A 20050-nucleotide genomic window follows, 5' to 3' on the forward strand; every position below is an offset into this window, starting at 1 on the left:
AGCCTGGTGACTGATTAAAAAATATTACAGAAATGCTCAATCTGTTCTTTTTTATAACATAGCACGGAATTGCGGAACAAGCCTAAAGCCTTTAAATTTACACATTTGAAACTTATTTTACTGAAAATAAGCGTTTGAATTTATGCCAAACTATCGTTTGTAGGATAAATGATAAAATTTTATTGCTTTAACACTAAATCGGAATATAGTTTTGTTTTTATTGCAAGGTGGGTTACAACATGAAAAAAGCCGTTGTATTGTTATCTGGCGGATTAGATTCTGCTACTTGTTTGGCCATTGCCAGACAAGAGGGTTATGCTTGTTATGCCTTAAGTTTTCAATACGGCCAACGACATACTGCAGAGTTAGCAGCAGCCACTCGCGTTGCGCAACAGTTGCATGTCGCAGAACACCGTATTGTTAATCTAGACATTGGACAATTGGGAGGTTCTGCATTAACTGACCAATCCATTGCTGTCCCCAAGTATTCAGGGACACAAGATATCCCAGTAACCTATGTACCTGCCCGAAATACAATTTTTCTAGCTATGGCTTTAGCTTATGCGGAAACAATAGCGGCGAGCGATATTTTTATTGGGGTTAACTCCATTGATTATTCCCACTATCCTGATTGTCGTCCGGAATTTATCACTGCATTTGAAAACGTCGCCAATTTGGCCACAAAAGCTGCTGTTAGTGGCCATGCTGTTAAAATTCATGCCCCTCTGCAATTTTTAAACAAGGCAGACATTATTTTAAAAGGAACTCACTTAGGAATAGATTATGCGTTGACGGTATCCTGTTATCAAGCTACAGACAGCGGTGAAGCTTGTGGTATTTGCGATAGTTGCACTTTTCGTAAGCAGGGGTTTAGGGCGGCTCATTTACCCGATCCAACGCGCTATTAATAGCTTGACCTTGCTGTTTTTTGTACTCATTGAATGCAAATCTTTAGAGGTAGTTTGAATCCATTAAAATTCTGTGCTGGTATCAGGAATGAAAGAATGAAAAAATCCAGGGATATCTTTACAAAAATGTTACAACATATTGCGCATTTTCGGTTCACTTCTGAGCAATACATTGCTATTATTCGCACGATTTTTTAACCAACGGAGTAAAAAAACTATGCGCTTTATTAAATTTTTGCGTCAACATTGGGCAGCTACTGCCGCAGTAGTCTTAGGACTTTTAACCGCTGCAGCTGCTGTAACTGCTGCTATTATGTTCCCACCATCAATTCTTGCCATTGCTGGTTTTAGCGCTTTTGGTTTCACACCTTTTGCATTCTTAGCTTCTATGGCAACTCCAGCTGCTGTTGCAACAATTGGTGCCATGACTTTCGCTGCAAGTTTAGCGGCTAGCACCTTATTCAATGCAGTTGTTGGCGTTTACAATTTCATGAATGCTAAAATTACTCCTGCTGCAGAAATTAAGCCTACTATTGAACCTGTAGAAGAAGACGAAGACGATGACTTGGAAGATAAAAACTGCTGCAGTCCTTTCAAAGCCCTTTTGAGCAAATGTGCTCCTAAGAGTTCTTCTAAAAACCCTGAAGAAGAAGTACTTCTGGAAGACAATAAACACCACGGAAATCCTCTACACTCTTCTTCACGACCAAGTCGTGTATCTGAAGAAAGTAAAGAAAATTCTTCTGGCTTAAACCTAGGTAGTAGCACTACTAATTAATGTAGTTTCTAGTTAAAAAACGCGGCTTAAGCCGCGTTTTTTGTTTGAACCAATGTCCACTAACATTTATCACTATTCTATATATTTCTAATAACAGAAGGCAGCATTCTGCTTGCGAATGCGTTATAATTCACCATTTTATCCGTTAGGCTTGTGATATGACAACTGTTCGTAAAATGCTGGTAACCAGTGCATTACCCTATGCTAATGGTCATTTGCACTTAGGTCATTTGGTGGAGCATGTGCAAACCGATATTTGGGTGCGTACCCACAAAATGTTTGGACATGAATGCATCAGCGTTTGTGGTGATGATGCTCATGGCACTCCCATTATGTTGAAAGCGGAACAATTGGGAATAACACCGGAAGAATTAACCACGCAAATCAAGGACAGTCACGAGCGGGATTTCAAGGCATTTGCGATTGATTATGACTGTTACCACACTACCCATTCAGAAGAAAATAGAGTACTGGCAAGCCAAATCTATCAACAGCTGCAGGCCTCTGGGGATATTATTAAGAAAACCATTCGTCAAGCCTATGATCCAGTTAAACAAATGTTCCTTCCCGATCGTTATGTGAAGGGAACCTGTCCTAAATGTGGTACTCCTGATCAATACGGTGATAACTGTGAATCGTGTGGCGCAACCTATTCACCCACTGATCTGGTTGATGCCATTTCTGCTATTTCAGGGGCGAAGCCGATTGAAAAAGATTCTGAGCATTATTTTTTCGATTTACCTCGCTATGAAGAATTATTAAAAAACTGGACGCGTAAGGGACATTTACAGACTGAAGTTGCGAATAAATTGGATGAATGGTTTGCAGCAGGTCTTAAGCAGTGGGATATTTCCCGTGATGCGCCTTATTTTGGCTTTAAAATTCCAGGCACTGAGGATAAATACTTTTACGTATGGTTGGATGCTCCTATAGGTTATATGGCCAGCTTTAAAAAATATTGCGATGAAAACGGAGCTTCATTTGAAGAATTTTGGAATAAGGATTCAACCACAGAGCTTTATCATTTTGTAGGCAAAGACATTGTTTATTTCCATGCGTTATTTTGGCCTGCAATTTTGGCAGGTAGTGGTCATCGGCTACCAACAGCCGTTTTTACCCATGGCTTTTTGACCGTCGATGGGCAAAAAATGTCGAAGTCTCGTGGTACTTTTATTGAGGCGCGCACTTACCTCGACCATTTAAACCCAGAGTATCTTCGTTATTATTTTGCAGCCAAGTTAAATGGTCGAGTCGATGACCTCGACTTAAATTTTGATGATTTTATTAATCGGGTGAATGCTGATTTAGTAGGAAAAATTGTCAATATTGCCAGTCGTTGCGCAGGGTTCATTAACAAGCGATTTGATAATCAGCTAGGGACTGCATTAAGTGAACCAGCGTTATATGACTCTCTTTTAGCAGCACGTCAGGAAATTATTGATGGTTTTATTCAACGTGATTATGCGCGTGCTATTCGTCAAATTATGGAATGTGCTGATCGTGTTAATCAATACATTGATACCAATAAACCTTGGGTGCTGGCAAAAGACCCTGAGAGAATGTCCGACGTACAGGCGATTTGTACCATGGGTCTTAATTTATTCCGTCTACTCATTGGCTTTTTAAAACCAGTATTGCCGATGATGGCACAAGCTGCTGAGACTTTTTTAAATTGTGAACCCTTAACTTGGGAAACCCTTAAAAAACCACTGCTGAATCATCGTATTAACCTTTTCACGCCTTTAATGGTGCGTGTGGAACGTGAAAAAATAGAGGCTATGCTTACACAAACGAGGGGAAATACTGTGTCTGAAGAAAAAAAGCAACCACAAAATACGGATAATATTATTAGTATCGAGGAATTTAGCAAAATCGATTTACGTGTTGCCCGTATTGTTGCCGCAGAAGAAGTAGAAGGTGCTGATAAACTATTGCGCTTGCAATTGGATTTAGGCGACTCTCAAAAGCAAGTATTTGCCGGTATTAAATCGGCTTATGCCCCATCCGATTTGATAGGCAGGCTCACTGTCATGGTGGCCAATTTAGCGCCACGTACCATGCGTTTTGGCGTCTCAGAAGGTATGGTCTTAGCGGCCGGAGATGGCAAAGGACTCTTTTTGTTACAACCCGACTCAGGGGCAGTTCCAGGAATGAAAATTAAATAATGAAGAGTAAACCAATGGTTGCAGTTAAAACCATCGATGAGCTATTACCCCAAACCCAATGTAAAGAGTGTGGTTATGGGGGGTGCTTGCCTTATGCGGAAGCGCTAGCCCAGGGGGGCGTGCCAATCAATCGTTGTCCACCTGGGGGAGAAACAACCGTTAAAGCGCTGGGAGAGCTATTAGGAGTTGATGCGACTTCCTATCTTGCTGAAGCCAGATTAAATACGCGTGCGCCGATGGTGGCGTCAATACGTGAAGAAGAATGCATAGGATGTACAAAATGTATTCAGGCTTGTCCTGTTGATGCTATCGTTGGTAGTGGTAAGCTGATGCACAGTATCATTTCGCATGAGTGCACAGGTTGTGGTCTTTGTGTCGAGCCCTGCCCTGTTGATTGCATTGAAATGTTACCTCTTGCTGCACCAACCTATGACAAAAATTTTGCCCGTCAGCGTTTTAATGCCAGAAAAGCACGTCTATTACGTGAAGAGCAGGAAAAGCAACAGGCTTATCGACAAAAACGTCACTTAGTAAAGAAAGCGGAAGATACTACTTTGCAGGATGTGAAAGCAAAACAAGCGTATATTTTGCAAGCGCTCGCTCGGGTACAAGCGAAAAAGAATAATGAATAAACTAGCAAGACGTGCCATTTTTGAACGCTTTCGCGAGCAAAACCCACATCCTACTACCGAATTAAATTACAACACTGACTTTGAATTACTCATTGCGGTGATGCTATCCGCACATACAACGGATGTTAGTGTAAATAAAGCGACAACAAAGCTGTTTCCTGTCGCAAATACGCCCCAGGCTATTCTTGAATTGGGTGAAGAAAGGCTTAAAGAGTTTATTAAATCAATAGGCCTTTATAACAACAAAGCAAAAAACGTCATGTTAACTTGCCAAATGTTAATAGAAAAACACGAAGGCAAGGTTCCTAATACACGCGAAGCTTTGGAAGAGTTGCCAGGAGTAGGGCGCAAAACAGCCAACGTAATATTAAACACAGCATTTGGGCAGCCTACCATGGCCGTGGATACACATATTTTTCGTGTGGCAAATCGCACAGGTCTTGCACGAGGAAAAACACCGTTAGCGGTTGAACATGAGCTTCTTAAACAGGTAGAGAAAGAATTTTTGCATGATGCGCATCACTGGCTGATTTTACATGGTCGTTATATCTGTATTGCGCGCAAGCCTAAGTGTTATCGCTGCCTCCTCTGTGATTTGTGTGAATTTCCTGATAAAAATTTAACGCCACCTTAACCTACGTCCCGCGCCTTGTGCGCGAAAGCGCGGACTTTAATATGCATGGATGTCGTGCATAAGCACGGCACGTAGGGTCAACAATACGACTCCTGTGAGTTTATTAAATTTCGGCTACTCTGGTAATTTTTTAGCGTTCCCCCTAGAATGAAATTTCCGACTAGTTTGCAGGAGCATGGTATGGGTTGGTGGGATAAATGGAATACAGTCAAGGATACTGTCTCAGGGTGGGGGAAAAGTGCATGGAATAACGCGTCTTTAAATGGTGCTGTCAATGGCCTGGCCAATTTTTCTTACAATACCGTAAGTAGAGTATTAGAGGGGGTTCCTGCTGCGTTAAGGCTGACGCGGGCCGCATTTTCTGATATTCCAGACGAAACAAAAGAAAAGATAAGCAAATTAGCCAAAGGCGGTGCGCGCATCATTGTTGAGGATGCCATACCCTTGGCAGTTATTTCCTATTTTTACCAGGTTTTGGCACAGCAAGGGGAAAACTATTTGGAAGATAACCCTGATGAGGCTTGGCTGTCTGCAAATACTGCACTGTCGATGGGGTTATTTCTAATGTGGGGGGGGCATTGGATTTATAGTACTAGAAAGCAGACACAGATAACAGTTCGTACCATGGTGTTGGCGCTTGAAGCAGGAGGTGTTTTTAACAGCATACGACAGACACCCTCAATGGATTTATGCATCGAGAAGCAGTGTACTACTTTGCGTTTTTTAAAGGGTTCTTTTCGAGATATCATTGAATACTGGGCCACCAAAGCGGCGATTGCTTTCATAGGTTATGTGCCTGTTGTCGGTGGAAAACTCGCAGCTGTATTTGATGTTTATCACAATGGACGTTATGTCACTACCCTAGTGTTGCCCGAGTTGTGCGGCCCAGATCAAGAGCGATATTTACGTGAATACCCTGAGTTGGCGCTGGCAAACGGTATAATGCATTATGTGTTATCGAAGTTTGTATGCTCGATGATTGAACATTATTCAGGAATTCCCTCCGTATTTTACGAATCTACGGTACGGCAGTTTCTGTTAATTACACAAATCGGTATCGCTTCACAAATGTCACTTCCTCCTGCAGTAAAAGAACCCAAACGAAATATACCTGATCCCATTGCAGCATACGAAAGTGCTATAGGTTTTGTGGTGGATACCACTGCATTAGGACTAAAAAAGAAAATCCCGGAAATGCTTAAAAAACAAACGGTCCCTGTTATCCCTTGGGAAAAAATTCCAGGCTATGCACAATTTATATGGTCAAATCCGGTATCAGAAAATGTTATTAAACGGCTGTTAGTGCCCAGGATGCTTCGCAGTGAAAAAGCATTTATTAATGATCCTGTCATACCTTGGCCCTTACTACGTAAGCGAATCATTGCAGCCATAAAAAATATTGAGGATGTGAAGGCACATCCTTTAACAAAGATTGCTCTTCTTTCCCCTAGTACAACTGCCGAAATTGCTCGACCTATCTTTGGAACACCAAAAGCTGTGGTTGAATTACTTTTAAATTTAATGAAAAATGAAGAAGTTATGCGCCGCCTTGGTGTGGTTCGCAACCATGTTGGTGGGCTGCATCCAGGAGAGGCTCCTCCATTGCCTAGCCCAGAAAATACCTTTTTATTAGGTGGTCAAAAAAATGAGCCAGCTGTTTTTTCAACGGCTGTCACCGCAGTTGAGAATCAAGAGATATTGCTTTCACCTAATCTGGTTATCGTCCCTTCAATAAAACCTTCCCCGAGAATTGTTGAAGCTACGGAGGAGGGTGAAAAGAAGAAAGACGATAATAAAAGAGTGACTGATTCAATAGCAGTAAGTCTTGACCCCAGCGCAATTATTAAACGAAGGGCAGGAAGTGGACACTCTACAAAGCAGTTATTTTTTCAAAGTGCAGAAGACAAACTTTTGCCAGAAAATGTAATTCGCCATAGAACAAATTCACAAAATATACAATATTAAGTCTTTGACCTTGGATAAAAATAGAGGTTGTCCCCGCGGGGAAGCCCCCGTTTCGTAGGGGACAAACATTGGAAAGGAGCGTCCATAGGAAACGCTTAGTGCCACATTCAGGGGATCCTTCAAGCGACGATGTCGCTTTCAGGATGACGTGCTGTAGCGCGCTTTTCAAGACGATGTACTGAAGTCTTTTTTCGAGCGATGTGCTGAAGGGTTTTTCGGGCGATGTGCTGAGGGTTTTCAGGATGACGAGCCCCACATGTCGTCATCCTTCATGCGGCAGTAAGCCGCATGAAGGATCTCCTCCCAGCAAAGCGCCATCAGCGCTATCTATATTGATAAAATTTGCAAAAAGAAAAGCAATAGTGGTATATTACTGCACACTTTAAGGAGCTCCTAACATGGTAAGCCCTTCGTTGTAATATGAGTATCATTCTCTATGACTACTGTTTCAGCATCCCGGTCGCGCAGCTATTTACCGCTTACCATAAGCATGATAGTTTCCCTTGTCCTTTTAATTAATGTTTCCTTTAAAATAATTGAAATTCAGGGCATGATGTTTACCGCAAGTAGCCTTGTTTGCCCACTCGTGGCCATTATCTACCTCCTTGTATTAAAGCAATGTAATTTTATCCAGCAACGCCATGTTCTACATCAGTCGTTATTAGCACTGTACTTATTTTCTATAGGGATTTATTTATTGGTTAATTTACCTGCTGCTGAATATATGCATGACAATCCAGCTTATCAAATTGTCTTCGAAGACATTCCTAAAAAGTTTTTTGCCTCAACTTTGGCTTTCGGATTAAGTTTTTATCTACCGCATTTGCTCTGTTGTGCCAAGCGAAAAGAAGTGCTGCGCTCACCAAAAAAAAGGTTACTGTTAGCGTTAAGTGGTGGATTTTTCTTTTTTTCATTGGACTTTTATTTCCTCTTTTCCGAACCGCATGTTCATAGTTTCAATCGCATTTATGTTGATTCTTTAATGGTTGCTGCAGGGATTTTATTTTCTACCGGCATTATTTACCTTGGCTGCCTATTATTTATCCGGCACCTTAGGTGGCCTTTTAAAAAAGCTGTACCCAGCTATTTATTACATCCTTTATATCATTATCTTGTCGGTTTTGCTGTTACTATCATGTTAATCTGCCTTGCGTGTGAATACCGTCTAGTCTCTTTTTCTAATGAATGGACCATGGCAGCAAGCGGTCTTTTATTTCCACTCACCTTTTTGGTGAGTAATTTGATAGGAGAACTCTATGGTTATAAAGCGAACCTTTATTTCACGGTAGTTTTGATGCTAACAGAGTTGGCCTTTGATTTACTGCTAATGGGTGCTGTGGCACTTCCTTCACCGGAGTTTTTTAACCTCAATCCATTTTATTCTTTTATTATTCCTCGGCGTATACCAGCTGCCACGCTAGCTTTGTTTGTTACTTTTATAAGCAATGCTTTATGCCTTGAACATTTAAAGAAAACTGAACTTGGACAAAGTCGTGGTTGGCGTATTCTAATTGCTAATGTAGTGGCTACTTCTTTGTTGTGCCTGGTGAACTATAGTCTATTGTTCGGTGGCATTTATCCCTATGAACAAATTTTAAATTTAACAGTAAATGCCTGGATCTATAAACTGGCTGCTACAGTATTTGGGTTGCCTGTTGTCTTGTGGTTATATAATTTGCTCTGTAAACAGGCGCAGCGTGGCCCCTCTTTATTAAGCAGGTAAAGCGACCACTAAGTATGGGTCTGGCATGATTCATTAAAAAATCTTTAAATTGACCAGAACAACACAAGTGGTGCAAGTCTGATTTATGTCAACCGTTACTATCTTTTTTTACAGGTCTTTTCCAACCCATAATCGTCCTTTGCCTGGTTTCTGTTAAGGTTAACTCACCCGGGGGGGCATCCTTACGAATAGTACTGCCTGCACCTATTGTTGCGTAAGCTCCCACAGTCACTGGAGCGACCAGCTGTGTATCAGAACCGATAAAAGCCCCCTCCTCAATCACGGTTTTATGTTTGTTGGCGCCATCGTAATTACAAGTAATGGTGCCAGCACCAATATTTACCGCTTTACCAATTTCAACATCGCCTAAATAAGTTAAGTGGCTTGCTTTGCTGCCTTGTGCAAAGCTGGCATTTTTAGTTTCAACAAAATTGCCAATTTTGCAATCGTTGGCCATGGTGGTTCCTGGTCTTAAACGAGCAAAGGGACCAATGTGGCAATGGCTGCCAATAACACAATTATCCAGAACAGAATTGGCTAAAATTTCACAATTATCACCGAGGTGTACATTGTTTAAAACGCAATTAGGACCTATCCGGCAACCATTACCTACGGTGACATTGCCAGTAAAGAGCGTATTGATGTCAATAAAAACATCTTCGCCGCAGTGCAATTCACCGCGAACATCAATGCGATTGGCATCCGCGATAGTCACACCTGATAACAGTAGCTGCTTCGCTACGTTTTGTTGCCATACTCGTTCAAGCTGGTGCAATTGTAAGCGGTCATTTACACCTTGAATTTCGACAGTATCGAGAGCCTGCATAGAGGTAATGGGCAGATTTTCTTTAACAGCAAGGGCAATAATTTCTGTTAAATAATATTCACCTTGTGCATTATTATTGCCTAAAGTGGGTAGCCAGCGTACTAAATCGTTCGCCTGGGCACAACAAATACCACTGTAAATCTCTTTGATTTGTTTCTGCTCAATCGTCGCATCACGTTCTTCCACAATGGCACGAATTTGGCCTTTTTCATCGCGAACAATGCGGCCAAGACCTGTGGGATTTTCCACAGTTGCCAGTAATAAACTTAAAGGAAGGGGTTCGCCTACCTGGGATTGATTGCAGTCAATGAGGGCTTTTAACGTTTTTGCGCGAATAAGAGGAACGTCCGCGGATAAAACTAATACCTGAGCGCTGGGAGGAATATGTGGTAAAGCTTGCATTACTGCATGCCCTGTTCCTAATTGTTCTTCTTGAAAAACCCAATTGACGGCTAAATCAGGCAGTGCATTTTTAATTTTCTGGCCACCATTACCATAAATGACGTGGATAGCATCAGGGTTTAATTGCTGTGCAGTCTCAACCACGCGGGTAAGCATGGGTTTTCCAGCCAGGGGATGGAGAACCTTGGGCGTTTTAGACAGCATTCGCTTTCCTTGGCCTGCTGCCAAAATAACAATTTGTAATGACATAGGTTTTTCTTATTCCTCTTTATATACAGACACTTATAAAAAAAGCAATCTAATTATACAGTCTGCATTTATGTTGCGAAGATTTCAATTAGTGATATGATAAAAAAATTATGAGCAAAGGAGTAGTGCCATGACCATTTTTCTTGATATTGCAAAGCATTTTTTAACGAAGGCAATAGATTCTGAAAGAAGACGTCTTTTAACTAGCTATACTTCAAACCTTCCAGATTATAAAAGTAAAGAAGCGGAAAAACTTTCAAAGGCAATTTTAGAGCTGGTAGATCAAGAAGATGATGATAATAATGTAAAGGAATTAAATCAACTTATCACTGAATGTCACAATACAGTAGAGAAGGAATGTAGAGCTCAGGCACTGCCCATTGGAACATTTGCAGACTCCCTAGTAGCTTTAAGTACAATGTTGCTAGAACTGCATAGAGTGCTTGGTAAAAATAAGTTACTAAACATTTTACCTAATGAGGAGTTGACCCTAAACCCTAAAAAAAGCAAACCCTCGTTACAGTACGACAACCCGTTGAATATATTCCAATATTATGCTGCTTTATATGTAGGAGAAAAAGCGCTGGCACCTAAAAATACAATTGTTAGTACGGTAACTTCTGTTTTTTGGTCGCCTGTTCAAGTAAGCGATAACAAAGAGAATGTTCTTATGGCCGCTTTAATGAAATGTGAAATCGCTTTGGACGAGTTAGATAAGAGAAAAGCTATTTTTCCACTAGCTAGAGCAAAACGGGTATTGGATTTTATCGAAAAAGTCATACGGGATAACGCAGATACTTGTTCAAGCCATGCAGCTTTACAAAATGGGGTATCCGTTGTCGAAACTTTTGGTGCAACTTTAAAGTTTAAACCCACAGTTAAACCCTCAAGAGGGGATTTATTGGTTTGTATGAATAAAGCACGTGAAGAAGTTTCCTTAATGATAGATACGTTAAAGATTATTTTATCAAAAGAAAAAAGCAAAGACCCTGAAGATGAAGAAGATGTTACAAACCAGTTGTCAGTTTAATATTAGATGCTTAATTCTCCACACAAATTAGTCTCCAATGACGCTTTCACTTGTTGGGGACTTAACTTCTTACTGAATAAATAAAGTAACTTACAATGAGCTGCTTCGGGCGTCATGTCATGGCCGCTAATTAAACCAGCCTGCTTTAAGGTATAACCGGTGGCATATTGATTCATTTTGACATGACCCTGTTGGCATTGGCTACAATTGACAATCACTACACCACGCTCACAAGCCTCTTTTAAACTTTGTAAAAAATGTGGGTCATTATTTTGGGCATTGCCAGCGCCATAAGTTTCCAACACCAGGCCTTTTATTGGTTGTTGTAAAATGTAATCTAATACCTTCGTGGCAAAGCCTGGGAATAAGCGAAAATTGGCAATAAATTGGGGGCTTAGAGTCTGTAGGCGGAAAGGTTTTGCAGGTTTAGGTAACATCAATTCACGGTGTAACTCAATGCTAATGCCAATGTTCGCCAGAGGGGGATAATTAGGGGATTCAAAGGCATTAAAACGTTGTGCGCTGACTTTCTGTGAGCGGTTACCCCGCAATAGCTGCTGATTGAAATACACACAGACCTCATAAATAGGCTGGCGCGCGCACAACCATAAGGAAGTGATGATGTTATCCAGTGCATCATTGCGTACTTCGGATAATGGGATTTGTGAGCCCGTTACAATCACCGGTTTTCCCAGGTTTTCGAGCATGAAAGAGAGAGCCGACGCCGTATAAGCCATAGTATCTGTGCCGTGAAAGATAACGAAACCATCAAAATGTTGATATTCATTGGCGATGTCGGTTGCGATGCGATTCCAATCAGTCAGTGTCATATTGGACGAATCAAGCAATGGCTCATATTCCTTGATAAGATAATCAGGCATTTGTGGATCTTTTAAGGCTGGGATTTGTGCCAAGGCAGTTTGGACATAGCCAAGGGCAGGTTCATACCCGCGAGTCGTTTTAATACTACTGATGGTACCGCCAGTGTTGATAATTAAAATACGTTTTTTCATTGAAGTGACAGCAGATTTAGTCGTTAGGCAATTATAACGCTCAAAGGCATTCTGCGGAATGTCGGCAAGAAGAACATCGCAAAAAATAATAAACGCCTTGACAGAGTTAATATCGCACTGTAGAAATTAAATCCAGGAAGATCGAACAGGAGTTAGGATGGGTAAGGAATTAAAAGAAGTTGAGAAAGAAGTCAACATTGTTGTTGAAAAAATTAAAAAGCAAGCTCAATATCATGCCGAAACCACCATAAAAGTCAGAAAAGTTTTATTAGACTATTTTTTCGATGCCAATATTATTAATACGCTTACAGAATCCCCTGATTCCAATCACGAGCTATTCAACGTTAACGCTATGTTGGAGCCTCTGAAGGCTTGTCTCGTTGAGGAATCGAAACTTGTCGAGAAAGCAGAAGCTATCAAGCACGGCGCTCGCAGCAGCCTTGTTGAGGCGTTGGATGCCAATATTCAAGAAACGCACCTACCCTTTATCCGTAGTAAAGAGGGTTATGCTTTTTATCGAGAAATACCATATACCCCGAAGGCACAATCGTTCATGGAGCAATTTGCCCATGCGTTAAGCGTGTATCGAATTTGCTTGGGAATATGTGAGGCTTTCCATTACATGTCCGGGCATGCTTGTCTGGATTTGCAGGAATATTATGCAGCAATTAGTAAAGCAGAGCATCTAAAGGCGGCATTAAAGGAACCCGGCAATGCAACACCGGTAATTGATTCGTGGCGCCTTGCAAAAGATATAAAGCGGCAACTCCGCGATTTAGTCAAAGTTATAGACGCATTCACACCTGACTTTGAGTGTACTATTGAGCAGGAACAGGCGCGATTAAAATTTCTTATGGAAGGTGCTGCGGAAATTTTGCAAGATAGCTATAGAAAATTTCCAAATACAGCAACCCTTCCGTTCCTGTTTTCTGATCAATGGCAAACGACTGCGAAGATGCTAGATAATCTTTTGTATCCTGAAAAAACCAAATGTAGTCAATTGAGTAGCGAAATTAGCGAATTTAAAGAGATAGTTAATGCCAAATTACCTATACTTAAAACAGAGTTATTAGTAAAGGCATTTAAACTCGTTGATTCTTGCCTCAGTCGTTTAAGAATTGAAGCGCATCGTAAGCATATTTCTCTGGCTGAGGCCCCTGAAAATGGTGTTTTTCCGTTATACTGGAGCCTTGCAAAGTTAAGCCTGAACAATTCGCGTGGAAATAATGAAACAACAGAGACTTCATACCGAAATTTTTAACGGATAAAGTAGAGATTTATTTGCCAAACTCTTGCACTTTATGGAAAAATCAGGGTATTAAAAGTTTAGCTAAAGCAGTGTTTACTATGGTTATTGATCGCGCCGGATACCGGTTAAATGTCGGCATTATTCTGGTGAACGGCTCGGGTCGAGTTTTTTGGGGTAGACGACAGGGACATGATGCCTGGCAATTTCCCCAGGGTGGGCTCGCTGCCGGTGAAACAGCATTGGAAGCAATGTTTCGTGAATTACGCGAAGAGGTTGGTTTGGAACGGGACGATATAGAGGTTATTGGTTCAACCAAACGCTGGTTAAAATACAGGTTGCCCAAACAATATTTACGCCATGGTAGTGAGCCCTTGGTTATAGGGCAAAAGCAAAAATGGTATTTGTTAAAGTTAGTTGCCTCTGAGCAAAAAATCCGCTTGGACTTAAGTGACTCGCCTGAGTTTGATAGTTGGCGTTGGATTGATTACCACGAGCCACAAGAGTTGGTTATTTTTTTTAAAAGACAAGTGTACTCTCAAGCCATGAAAGAATTGGAGCACTTGCTAAAAAGACGGCGTACCCCTTTTGGTGCGCGACGTAAGCGAGGTAATCATAGTCGATAAATGTTAAAAATATTAAAGCGAATTGTACAAGATGTAACGACGGCAAATCATTTAAGTGAAGCACTGACAGTTTTGGTACAACGGGTACGTAAGGCTGTTGCTGCGGAATCAGTTTCCGTTTACCTGATTGATAACAAGCACGCTCAATATGTTTTAATTGCGACTGATGGTTTAAATAAACAAGCAGAATATAGAGTTCGCGTTGGTCTTGATCAAGGCTTAATTGGTTTAATCGGTCGCCGCGAAGAACCTGTTAATATTGAGGATGCTCCTTCCCATCCCGAATTTTATGAAAATCCTTTATTAGGTGAAGAACACCTAAGAGGTTTTTTAGGTGTACCTATTATTCAACACCGTAAGCTTTATGGCGTTTTAATTGCCCAACGTGCAGAAGCCTGTTGTTTTGATGATGCTGAGGAAGCTTTTTTAATCACGCTGGCTGCACAACTTGGTGGCATTATTGCTCATGCTGAAGCCACAGGGGAGCTTACTTCATTAACGCAACCTAAACTATTAGGTGCTAACAAATTCGAAGTTACTTCTACTGCGCTTACAGGTGTAGGTAGTGTCCCTGGGGTCGGTATTGGTTCGGCAGTTGTTGTTTATCCACCTGCTGATATTGATGCAGTCCCCCGTCATACGGTTGATGATGTCGATGCAGAAATTGTAATTTTTATGGAAGCGTTGCAAGCCGCACGGGAGGACATGCAGCGTTTAAGCCGTCGAATGAAATCAACTGTGGCCGAAGATGAACATGCTTTATTTGATGTTTATTTACGTATATTGGATAAAGACAGTTTAGGATCTGAAGTTGAAAACGTTATTCGTGAAGAAAAATTAAGTGCCCAGGCAGCACTTTCCTCGGTCATAAAAAAGCACGTGCAGCAGTTTGAAAGCATGGAGGATGATTACTTGCGTGAACGTGCAAGTGATTTTCGTGATCTCGGACGTCGTGTGTTAGCGGAATTGCAGTTATCACAACGGGAGGAAATCGTTTACCCCCGCCGTACCATTTTAATTGGCGAAGAAATCACTGCTTCTGCATTGGCAGAGGTCCCTGAAGGGCATTTAGCCGGTGTTGTTTCTGCAAAAGGGGCGAATAACTCTCATGTGGCAATTTTGGCGCGTGCTTTAGGTGTACCTACTGTAATGGGGGTGCGGGGTCTTAAAGTAGAGCATCTTTCACGGCGGGCAATCATTGTTGATGGTTACTATGGCCATGTGTATATTTCCCCTTCAAGAGCCGTTCTTGCAGAGTTTAAAAAATTAGCGCAAGAAGAGGAAGAACTTAATCAAAGTCTAGTAAGCTTGCGCGATAAACCCGCCGAAACGCTTGATAATTATCGGGTGTCTTTACAAGTCAATACCGGTCTTGCCATGGATGCAGGTTTGTCATTAAGTGTTGGTGCCGAAGGTGTGGGCTTGTATCGGTCAGAAGTACCTTTTATGAGTCGTGATCGCTTCCCTTCAGAAGATGAGCAATACATTATTTATCGCCAAATTCTAAAGGCATTTGCCCCCCGCCTTGTTACTATGCGCACCTTAGACATTGGGGGCGATAAAATTTTACCCTATTTCCCTGTTGCAGAAGATAATCCTTACCTCGGTTGGCGTGGAATTCGGGTTACGCTTGACCATCCCGATGTTTTTTTGATGCAAGTACGTGCGATGCTACGTGCCAGTGAGGAATTAAATAATCTACGCATCATGTTACCTATGGTGACGACGTTAAGTGAGGTAGAAGAAGCATCCTTTTTGATTGATCAGGCATTTAAGGAGTTATTGGAAGAAGGTTGTCTGATTGAAAAGCCCAAAATAGGTGTCATGATAGAAGTTCCGGCAGCAGTTTATCTTGCGCGGGAGTTAGCGAAACGAGTTGATTTCATTTCAGTAGGTAGTAATGATTTAACACAATATTTGTTAGCGGTTGATCGCAATAATGCACGGGTTGCTGGCCTTTATGATTCATTCCATCCAGCAATGTTACGCACATTAATGAAAGTCGTTGAAGGAGGACATGCTGCGGGTGTTGAAGTAAGTATCTGTGGTGAGATGGCAAGTGACCCACTGGCGGTTATTCTTCTTTTAGCCATGGGGTTTGATACCTTAAGTATGAACTCCACCAGTTTACCGCGTGTTAAATGGGTAATTCGCAATATCTCTCTAGCCCACGCCCGCAAAGTGCTTGCCGATGTATTAGAGTTTGAACATCCTGCTGAGATCAGGCTTTATTTGCAAAAAGCGTTAGAAGACGAGGGTTTGGGTGGATTGATTCGGGCAGGAAAATCGTGATCTTGTCTACAGCTGTATATGGATTTGTGTTTTATTTTTATTGGTATCTGCGGGGTAATTTGCTTTTTTAATTATCCAGTTATTCTCTTAGAGCATTGAGGTTACTGAATGTTGGTATTTCCTAATATAGACCCTGTTGCTTTTTCCATAGGCCCCCTAAAAGTACATTGGTATGGGCTAATGTACTTATTTGGTTTTGTAAGCGCCTGGTTGTTGGCACATTGGCGTGCAAAACACTATCAACTGCCGTGGACTTCAGAACAAATCAGTGACTTGATTTTTTATGCGGCCTTAGGGGTTATTATTGGAGGCAGGGTCGGGTATATGCTCTTTTATAATACCGAGCAATTTTTCATGAAACCCTGGATTTTGTTTAAGCTATGGGAAGGCGGCATGTCATTCCATGGAGGATTGATAGGGGTTGCTATTGCATTATGGCTCTTTTCTCATAAATCTAAAAAGCCTTTCCTGGAAGTGGGTGATTTTATTGCGCCTTTAGTACCATTGGGGCTTGCAGCAGGCAGGGCAGGTAATTTTATTAATGGTGAGCTTTGGGGACGAGTAAGCGATGTCCCCTGGGCGATGGTGTTTCCCCATTCGGATGGGGAACCTCGTCATCCTTCCCAATTATATGAATTAGGATTGGAAGGAATAATACTATTTATAGTGGTGTGGTGGTATGCTGCTAAACCACGGCCAGCCGGTTGTGTTTCGGCGGTATTTTTAATAGGGTATGCCCTATGCCGCTTAATTGCGGAATGCTTTCGCCAGCCTGATGTACAGCTGGGCTTTTTAGCCTTCAATTGGCTAACAATGGGACAATTATTATCACTGCCAATGCTTGTTATTGGCTTATGGTTATGGTGGGCTAAACGATGAAAACCTATTTAAACCTGTTAGAGCATATTCTTGAAAATGGTGTTGAAAAAACTGACCGTACTGGAACAGGAACCCTTTCCGTGTTTGGTTATCAAATGCGGTTTAAGTTGGATGAAGGCTTCCCCTTAGTTACCACAAAAAAATTACACACGCGCAGCATTATTCATGAGTTACTATGGTTTTTGCAGGGTGATACCAATATTGCTTATCTGAATGAAAATGGGGTCACAATTTGGGACGAATGGGCTGACAGCCAAGGTGACTTAGGCCCCGTTTATGGGCGGCAATGGCGTTCCTGGCCTACACCCGATGGTCGCTCTATTGATCAGCTAACCGAAGTGATTCAGCAAATTAAAACCAACCCTGACTCTCGTCGTTTAATCGTCAGTGCCTGGAATGTGGGTGAGCTTGATAAAATGGCATTAATGCCTTGTCATGCGTTATTCCAGTTTTATGTTGCGAATAACAAACTATCTTGCCAATTGTATCAACGTTCTGCCGATGTTTTTTTAGGCGTGCCTTTTAATATAGCCTCTTATGCCTTATTGACACATATGGTGGCACAGCAATGTAACTTGGAGGTTGGTGAATTTGTCTGGACGGGGGGCGATTGCCATTTATACCTCAACCATCTGGAGCAAGCGCGCACACAACTAGGCCGTCAGCCATTGCCACTGCCTACATTAACCATTAAACGCAAGCCTGCTTCCTTATTTGACTATGAATTTGCTGACTTTGAATTCCTAAATTACCAGTCACACCCATCAATAAAAGCGCCCATCGCTGTTTAGGATGGTCAGTGAGGTAATGTTTATTTTATCAAAAAATTTTTTACTGGGCTCAAATGAATATCTAAAAATAGGTATAGCCGAGGAAGTTTTATTTTAGAAAAGATAGGGAAAATAAAAGTTTTTCCCTATCTATATTTTATTTTTTGCCTAGGTGAAATGCGGTTTTTTCACCCGTTAAGTACTTTGTTCCATAGGACGTTTCTAATAAAGCTTTTTTTATTTCGTCGCCAGTTAGATATCTTCCCATATTCTTTTCTTTTGTGTTGCCTGATAGAAATTTTTCGATGAATTCGCGAGAAACTCTGACTGCGGCTTCAAGTTGTTCCGGATCATTACTATCTATTTTCCCGACTACATCGCCCAAAGTAAAATGCGATATTCCTGGAAGTCCATATTCATCCAAGCCTTTTATAGTCATCACTAATTCTTTTATATTTGGGGAGTATCTAAAGATATAAGGCGTTTTTCCTTCCATAGAGTTTAAAAGTTTTACTGCCTCATCCCTACTGAGTTCGCCGACATATTTTTTGTCGTATTCTTCTGTAGTGCTTTTAAACATAGTCAGGGGCTCCTTGTATGTTTCCCTATTAAGATAAAATAGGAATTCATTTAATTATATAGCAAATTTGATAAAAAAATAGCAATATGGTGTTTTTATGTAGATAAGAAACATCGATTTAAATAGCTACTTTTCTCTTGGTTATTCCAAGTACTAAAAGAAATTGTGCTAAATAATAAGTCAGCATAATTAACAAATTAGTAATATTGGTTTCTACAAGCACAAATTGCGTGAGTGCAAGAATAAAATCAGACAGTAAAAATAAACAGGAGCCACCACTAATTAATATTGGATATTGTTTAACTTGAAAGGCAGTAAAAACCATAAAGGTTAAAAAGCAGAGATAAATGGTGGCAGGGAGGGTCATCTGGCCTAAGGATGGCCACATAGACCAGTAACTTATTAGAACAAACAACAGCACCGGCAGGAAATAAAGGGTACGAGTTAGCTTAAGTTGAGCGTCTTTGATATACAATCGGATATAAGCGCAATGGGCGAGCACAAAAAAAAGAATACCTAATTTAAAAGCCCATTCAGCGGCAACGGTGAGAATGATGTCACCTAATAACGAAAACACCAAGGCTGTTATTAACCACAATTTGGTTGTTTTATCGGAAGTGGTTAGCCAGCTAATAATAATTAATAAAAAAATCGGAACAGGTTTTATAAAGCTGTTAACAGGATAAGCAATAAAAGGTAAAACAGCTAAATAAAAGGCTGCGCCTAAAAAGAACAATAGTATACCCACTTGGGGTAGTTTTTCTGTCATTACCCATCCTTTATTAGCGACTAAGCCTTTTATTCCTAACTTCATAAAGTTTAACAACTTTTTACTCCATCGCACGTATGATAACAATCACATTGCAACCCAACAATAGCAAATTCTTCCTCTATGCCGACGTGCCGTGCTTTATGCACGGCATCTATATATTACCGGATAATGGTAGTAATAAATGTTATTTGAAGAGAAGTCCAAAATTGGTAATTCATTAAAATATGATTTAAAATTGCCCTTCCTGTGTTTTTTGGAATCGATAATGAAAAAAGTTATTTTTCTTCTAATTGCGGCGATGTTCCTTTCAGTAGGTTATGCCAGCAAACTAAGCAAATTTTTGAATAAAATGGAAGCAGAAGATCGCGCCCGCCAGGAACGCGAGTGGCAACAGGATATGGATTTTAAAGATTTCGCATTTCGTTTGGATAAGCGCTATACCGATGATCGTGGACAGCAATGCCGTGACTATATATTCCGGGCACGCAGTAATCCTTATCGCCATGGTTATTACACGGTTTGTGATGAGCGATGATTGAAATAAGCGAGGTAAAACTCGC

The 20050-nt window shown here is 41.1% G+C and carries 19 protein-coding genes; 14 read left to right on the top strand and 5 right to left on the bottom strand.

Annotation, left to right across the window (positions count from 1 at the left end; translation table 11 throughout):
- Positions 1 to 239: 239 nt before the first annotated feature.
- From queC to Ljam_RS10190, 6 genes are all read left to right on the top strand, one after another.
- The gene (queC, locus tag Ljam_RS10165) at positions 240 to 908 is read left to right on the top strand and encodes a 7-cyano-7-deazaguanine synthase QueC (RefSeq protein WP_058449919.1); all 669 of its coding nucleotides are present in this window, start codon (positions 240 to 242) and stop codon (positions 906 to 908) included.
- A 217-nt stretch (positions 909 to 1125) separates the two neighbouring features.
- Positions 1126 to 1686 (top strand): hypothetical protein, encoded by a 561-nt coding sequence (locus Ljam_RS10170; RefSeq protein ID WP_058449920.1) that lies wholly within the window; start codon positions 1126 to 1128, stop codon positions 1684 to 1686.
- A 158-nt stretch (positions 1687 to 1844) separates the two neighbouring features.
- Positions 1845 to 3851: a methionine--tRNA ligase gene (gene metG / locus Ljam_RS10175; protein ID WP_058449921.1), complete on the top strand. Its 2007-nt coding sequence runs from the start codon at positions 1845 to 1847 to the stop codon at positions 3849 to 3851.
- 14 nt (positions 3852 to 3865) lie between these two features.
- Positions 3866 to 4483 carry an RnfABCDGE type electron transport complex subunit B gene (locus Ljam_RS10180; RefSeq protein WP_058450792.1) on the top strand — a complete coding sequence of 206 codons (618 nt, stop codon included), beginning with the start codon at positions 3866 to 3868 and terminating at the stop codon, positions 4481 to 4483.
- On the top strand, positions 4476 to 5117 hold the full coding sequence (gene nth / locus Ljam_RS10185) for an endonuclease III (RefSeq protein ID WP_058449922.1): 642 nt from the start codon (positions 4476 to 4478) through the stop codon (positions 5115 to 5117). The genes Ljam_RS10180 and nth overlap by 8 nt, the downstream gene beginning before the upstream one ends.
- Positions 5118 to 5297: 180 nt before the next feature.
- Entirely contained in the window at positions 5298 to 7082 is a 1785-nt protein-coding gene (locus Ljam_RS10190) for a hypothetical protein (RefSeq protein WP_058449923.1), read from the top strand.
- Positions 7083 to 7201: 119 nt separating this feature from the next.
- Here Ljam_RS10190 and Ljam_RS15225 read toward each other — a convergent pair whose 3' ends face one another.
- Positions 7202 to 7348, bottom strand: coding sequence for a hypothetical protein (locus tag Ljam_RS15225; protein WP_156411926.1), 147 nt, complete (start codon positions 7346 to 7348; stop codon positions 7202 to 7204).
- 170 nt (positions 7349 to 7518) lie between these two features.
- On the opposite strand from Ljam_RS15225, the gene Ljam_RS10195 reads away from it, so the two are divergent.
- Positions 7519 to 8805, top strand: coding sequence for a VUT family protein (locus Ljam_RS10195; RefSeq protein WP_058449924.1), 1287 nt, complete (start codon positions 7519 to 7521; stop codon positions 8803 to 8805).
- 88 nt (positions 8806 to 8893) lie between these two features.
- Here the strand turns inward: Ljam_RS10195 and glmU are convergent, their stop codons facing one another.
- Positions 8894 to 10282 carry a bifunctional UDP-N-acetylglucosamine diphosphorylase/glucosamine-1-phosphate N-acetyltransferase GlmU gene (gene glmU, locus Ljam_RS10200; RefSeq protein WP_058449925.1) on the bottom strand — a complete coding sequence of 463 codons (1389 nt, stop codon included), beginning with the start codon at positions 10280 to 10282 and terminating at the stop codon, positions 8894 to 8896.
- Between the two features lie 130 nt (positions 10283 to 10412).
- Here glmU and Ljam_RS10205 point away from each other — a divergent pair, with 130 nt between their 5' ends.
- A complete protein-coding gene (locus Ljam_RS10205; RefSeq protein ID WP_058449926.1) occupies positions 10413 to 11312 on the top strand; it encodes a hypothetical protein in 900 nt (299 codons plus the stop codon).
- Positions 11313 to 11314: 2 nt separating this feature from the next.
- Here Ljam_RS10205 and ansA read toward each other — a convergent pair whose 3' ends face one another.
- Positions 11315 to 12325 (bottom strand): asparaginase, encoded by a 1011-nt coding sequence (gene ansA, locus Ljam_RS10210; protein WP_058449927.1) that lies wholly within the window; start codon positions 12323 to 12325, stop codon positions 11315 to 11317.
- Positions 12326 to 12482: 157 nt separating this feature from the next.
- Here ansA and Ljam_RS10215 point away from each other — a divergent pair, with 157 nt between their 5' ends.
- From Ljam_RS10215 to thyA, 5 genes are all read left to right on the top strand, one after another.
- Positions 12483 to 13586 carry a hypothetical protein gene (locus Ljam_RS10215; protein WP_058449928.1) on the top strand — a complete coding sequence of 368 codons (1104 nt, stop codon included), beginning with the start codon at positions 12483 to 12485 and terminating at the stop codon, positions 13584 to 13586.
- Between the two features lie 86 nt (positions 13587 to 13672).
- Positions 13673 to 14197: an RNA pyrophosphohydrolase gene (locus Ljam_RS10220; protein WP_058450793.1), complete on the top strand. Its 525-nt coding sequence runs from the start codon at positions 13673 to 13675 to the stop codon at positions 14195 to 14197.
- A complete protein-coding gene (gene ptsP / locus Ljam_RS10225; protein WP_058449929.1) occupies positions 14198 to 16489 on the top strand; it encodes a phosphoenolpyruvate--protein phosphotransferase in 2292 nt (763 codons plus the stop codon).
- 108 nt (positions 16490 to 16597) lie between these two features.
- Positions 16598 to 17368: a prolipoprotein diacylglyceryl transferase gene (gene lgt / locus Ljam_RS10230; protein ID WP_058449930.1), complete on the top strand. Its 771-nt coding sequence runs from the start codon at positions 16598 to 16600 to the stop codon at positions 17366 to 17368.
- Positions 17365 to 18159 (top strand): thymidylate synthase, encoded by a 795-nt coding sequence (gene thyA, locus Ljam_RS10235; protein WP_058449931.1) that lies wholly within the window; start codon positions 17365 to 17367, stop codon positions 18157 to 18159. The genes lgt and thyA overlap by 4 nt, the downstream gene beginning before the upstream one ends.
- A gap of 136 nt (positions 18160 to 18295) precedes the next feature.
- Here thyA and Ljam_RS10240 read toward each other — a convergent pair whose 3' ends face one another.
- Positions 18296 to 18718 (bottom strand): hypothetical protein, encoded by a 423-nt coding sequence (locus Ljam_RS10240; protein ID WP_058449932.1) that lies wholly within the window; start codon positions 18716 to 18718, stop codon positions 18296 to 18298.
- Between the two features lie 118 nt (positions 18719 to 18836).
- The gene (locus tag Ljam_RS10245) at positions 18837 to 19487 is read right to left on the bottom strand and encodes a lysoplasmalogenase (RefSeq protein ID WP_065235573.1); all 651 of its coding nucleotides are present in this window, start codon (positions 19485 to 19487) and stop codon (positions 18837 to 18839) included.
- A gap of 268 nt (positions 19488 to 19755) precedes the next feature.
- On the opposite strand from Ljam_RS10245, the gene Ljam_RS10250 reads away from it, so the two are divergent.
- Positions 19756 to 20025 carry a hypothetical protein gene (locus Ljam_RS10250; RefSeq protein ID WP_058450794.1) on the top strand — a complete coding sequence of 90 codons (270 nt, stop codon included), beginning with the start codon at positions 19756 to 19758 and terminating at the stop codon, positions 20023 to 20025.
- Positions 20026 to 20050: the final 25 nt, after the last annotated feature.

The sequence above is a fragment of the Legionella jamestowniensis genome, from assembly GCF_001467745.1.
GTDB lineage: Bacteria > Pseudomonadota > Gammaproteobacteria > Legionellales > Legionellaceae > Tatlockia > Tatlockia jamestowniensis.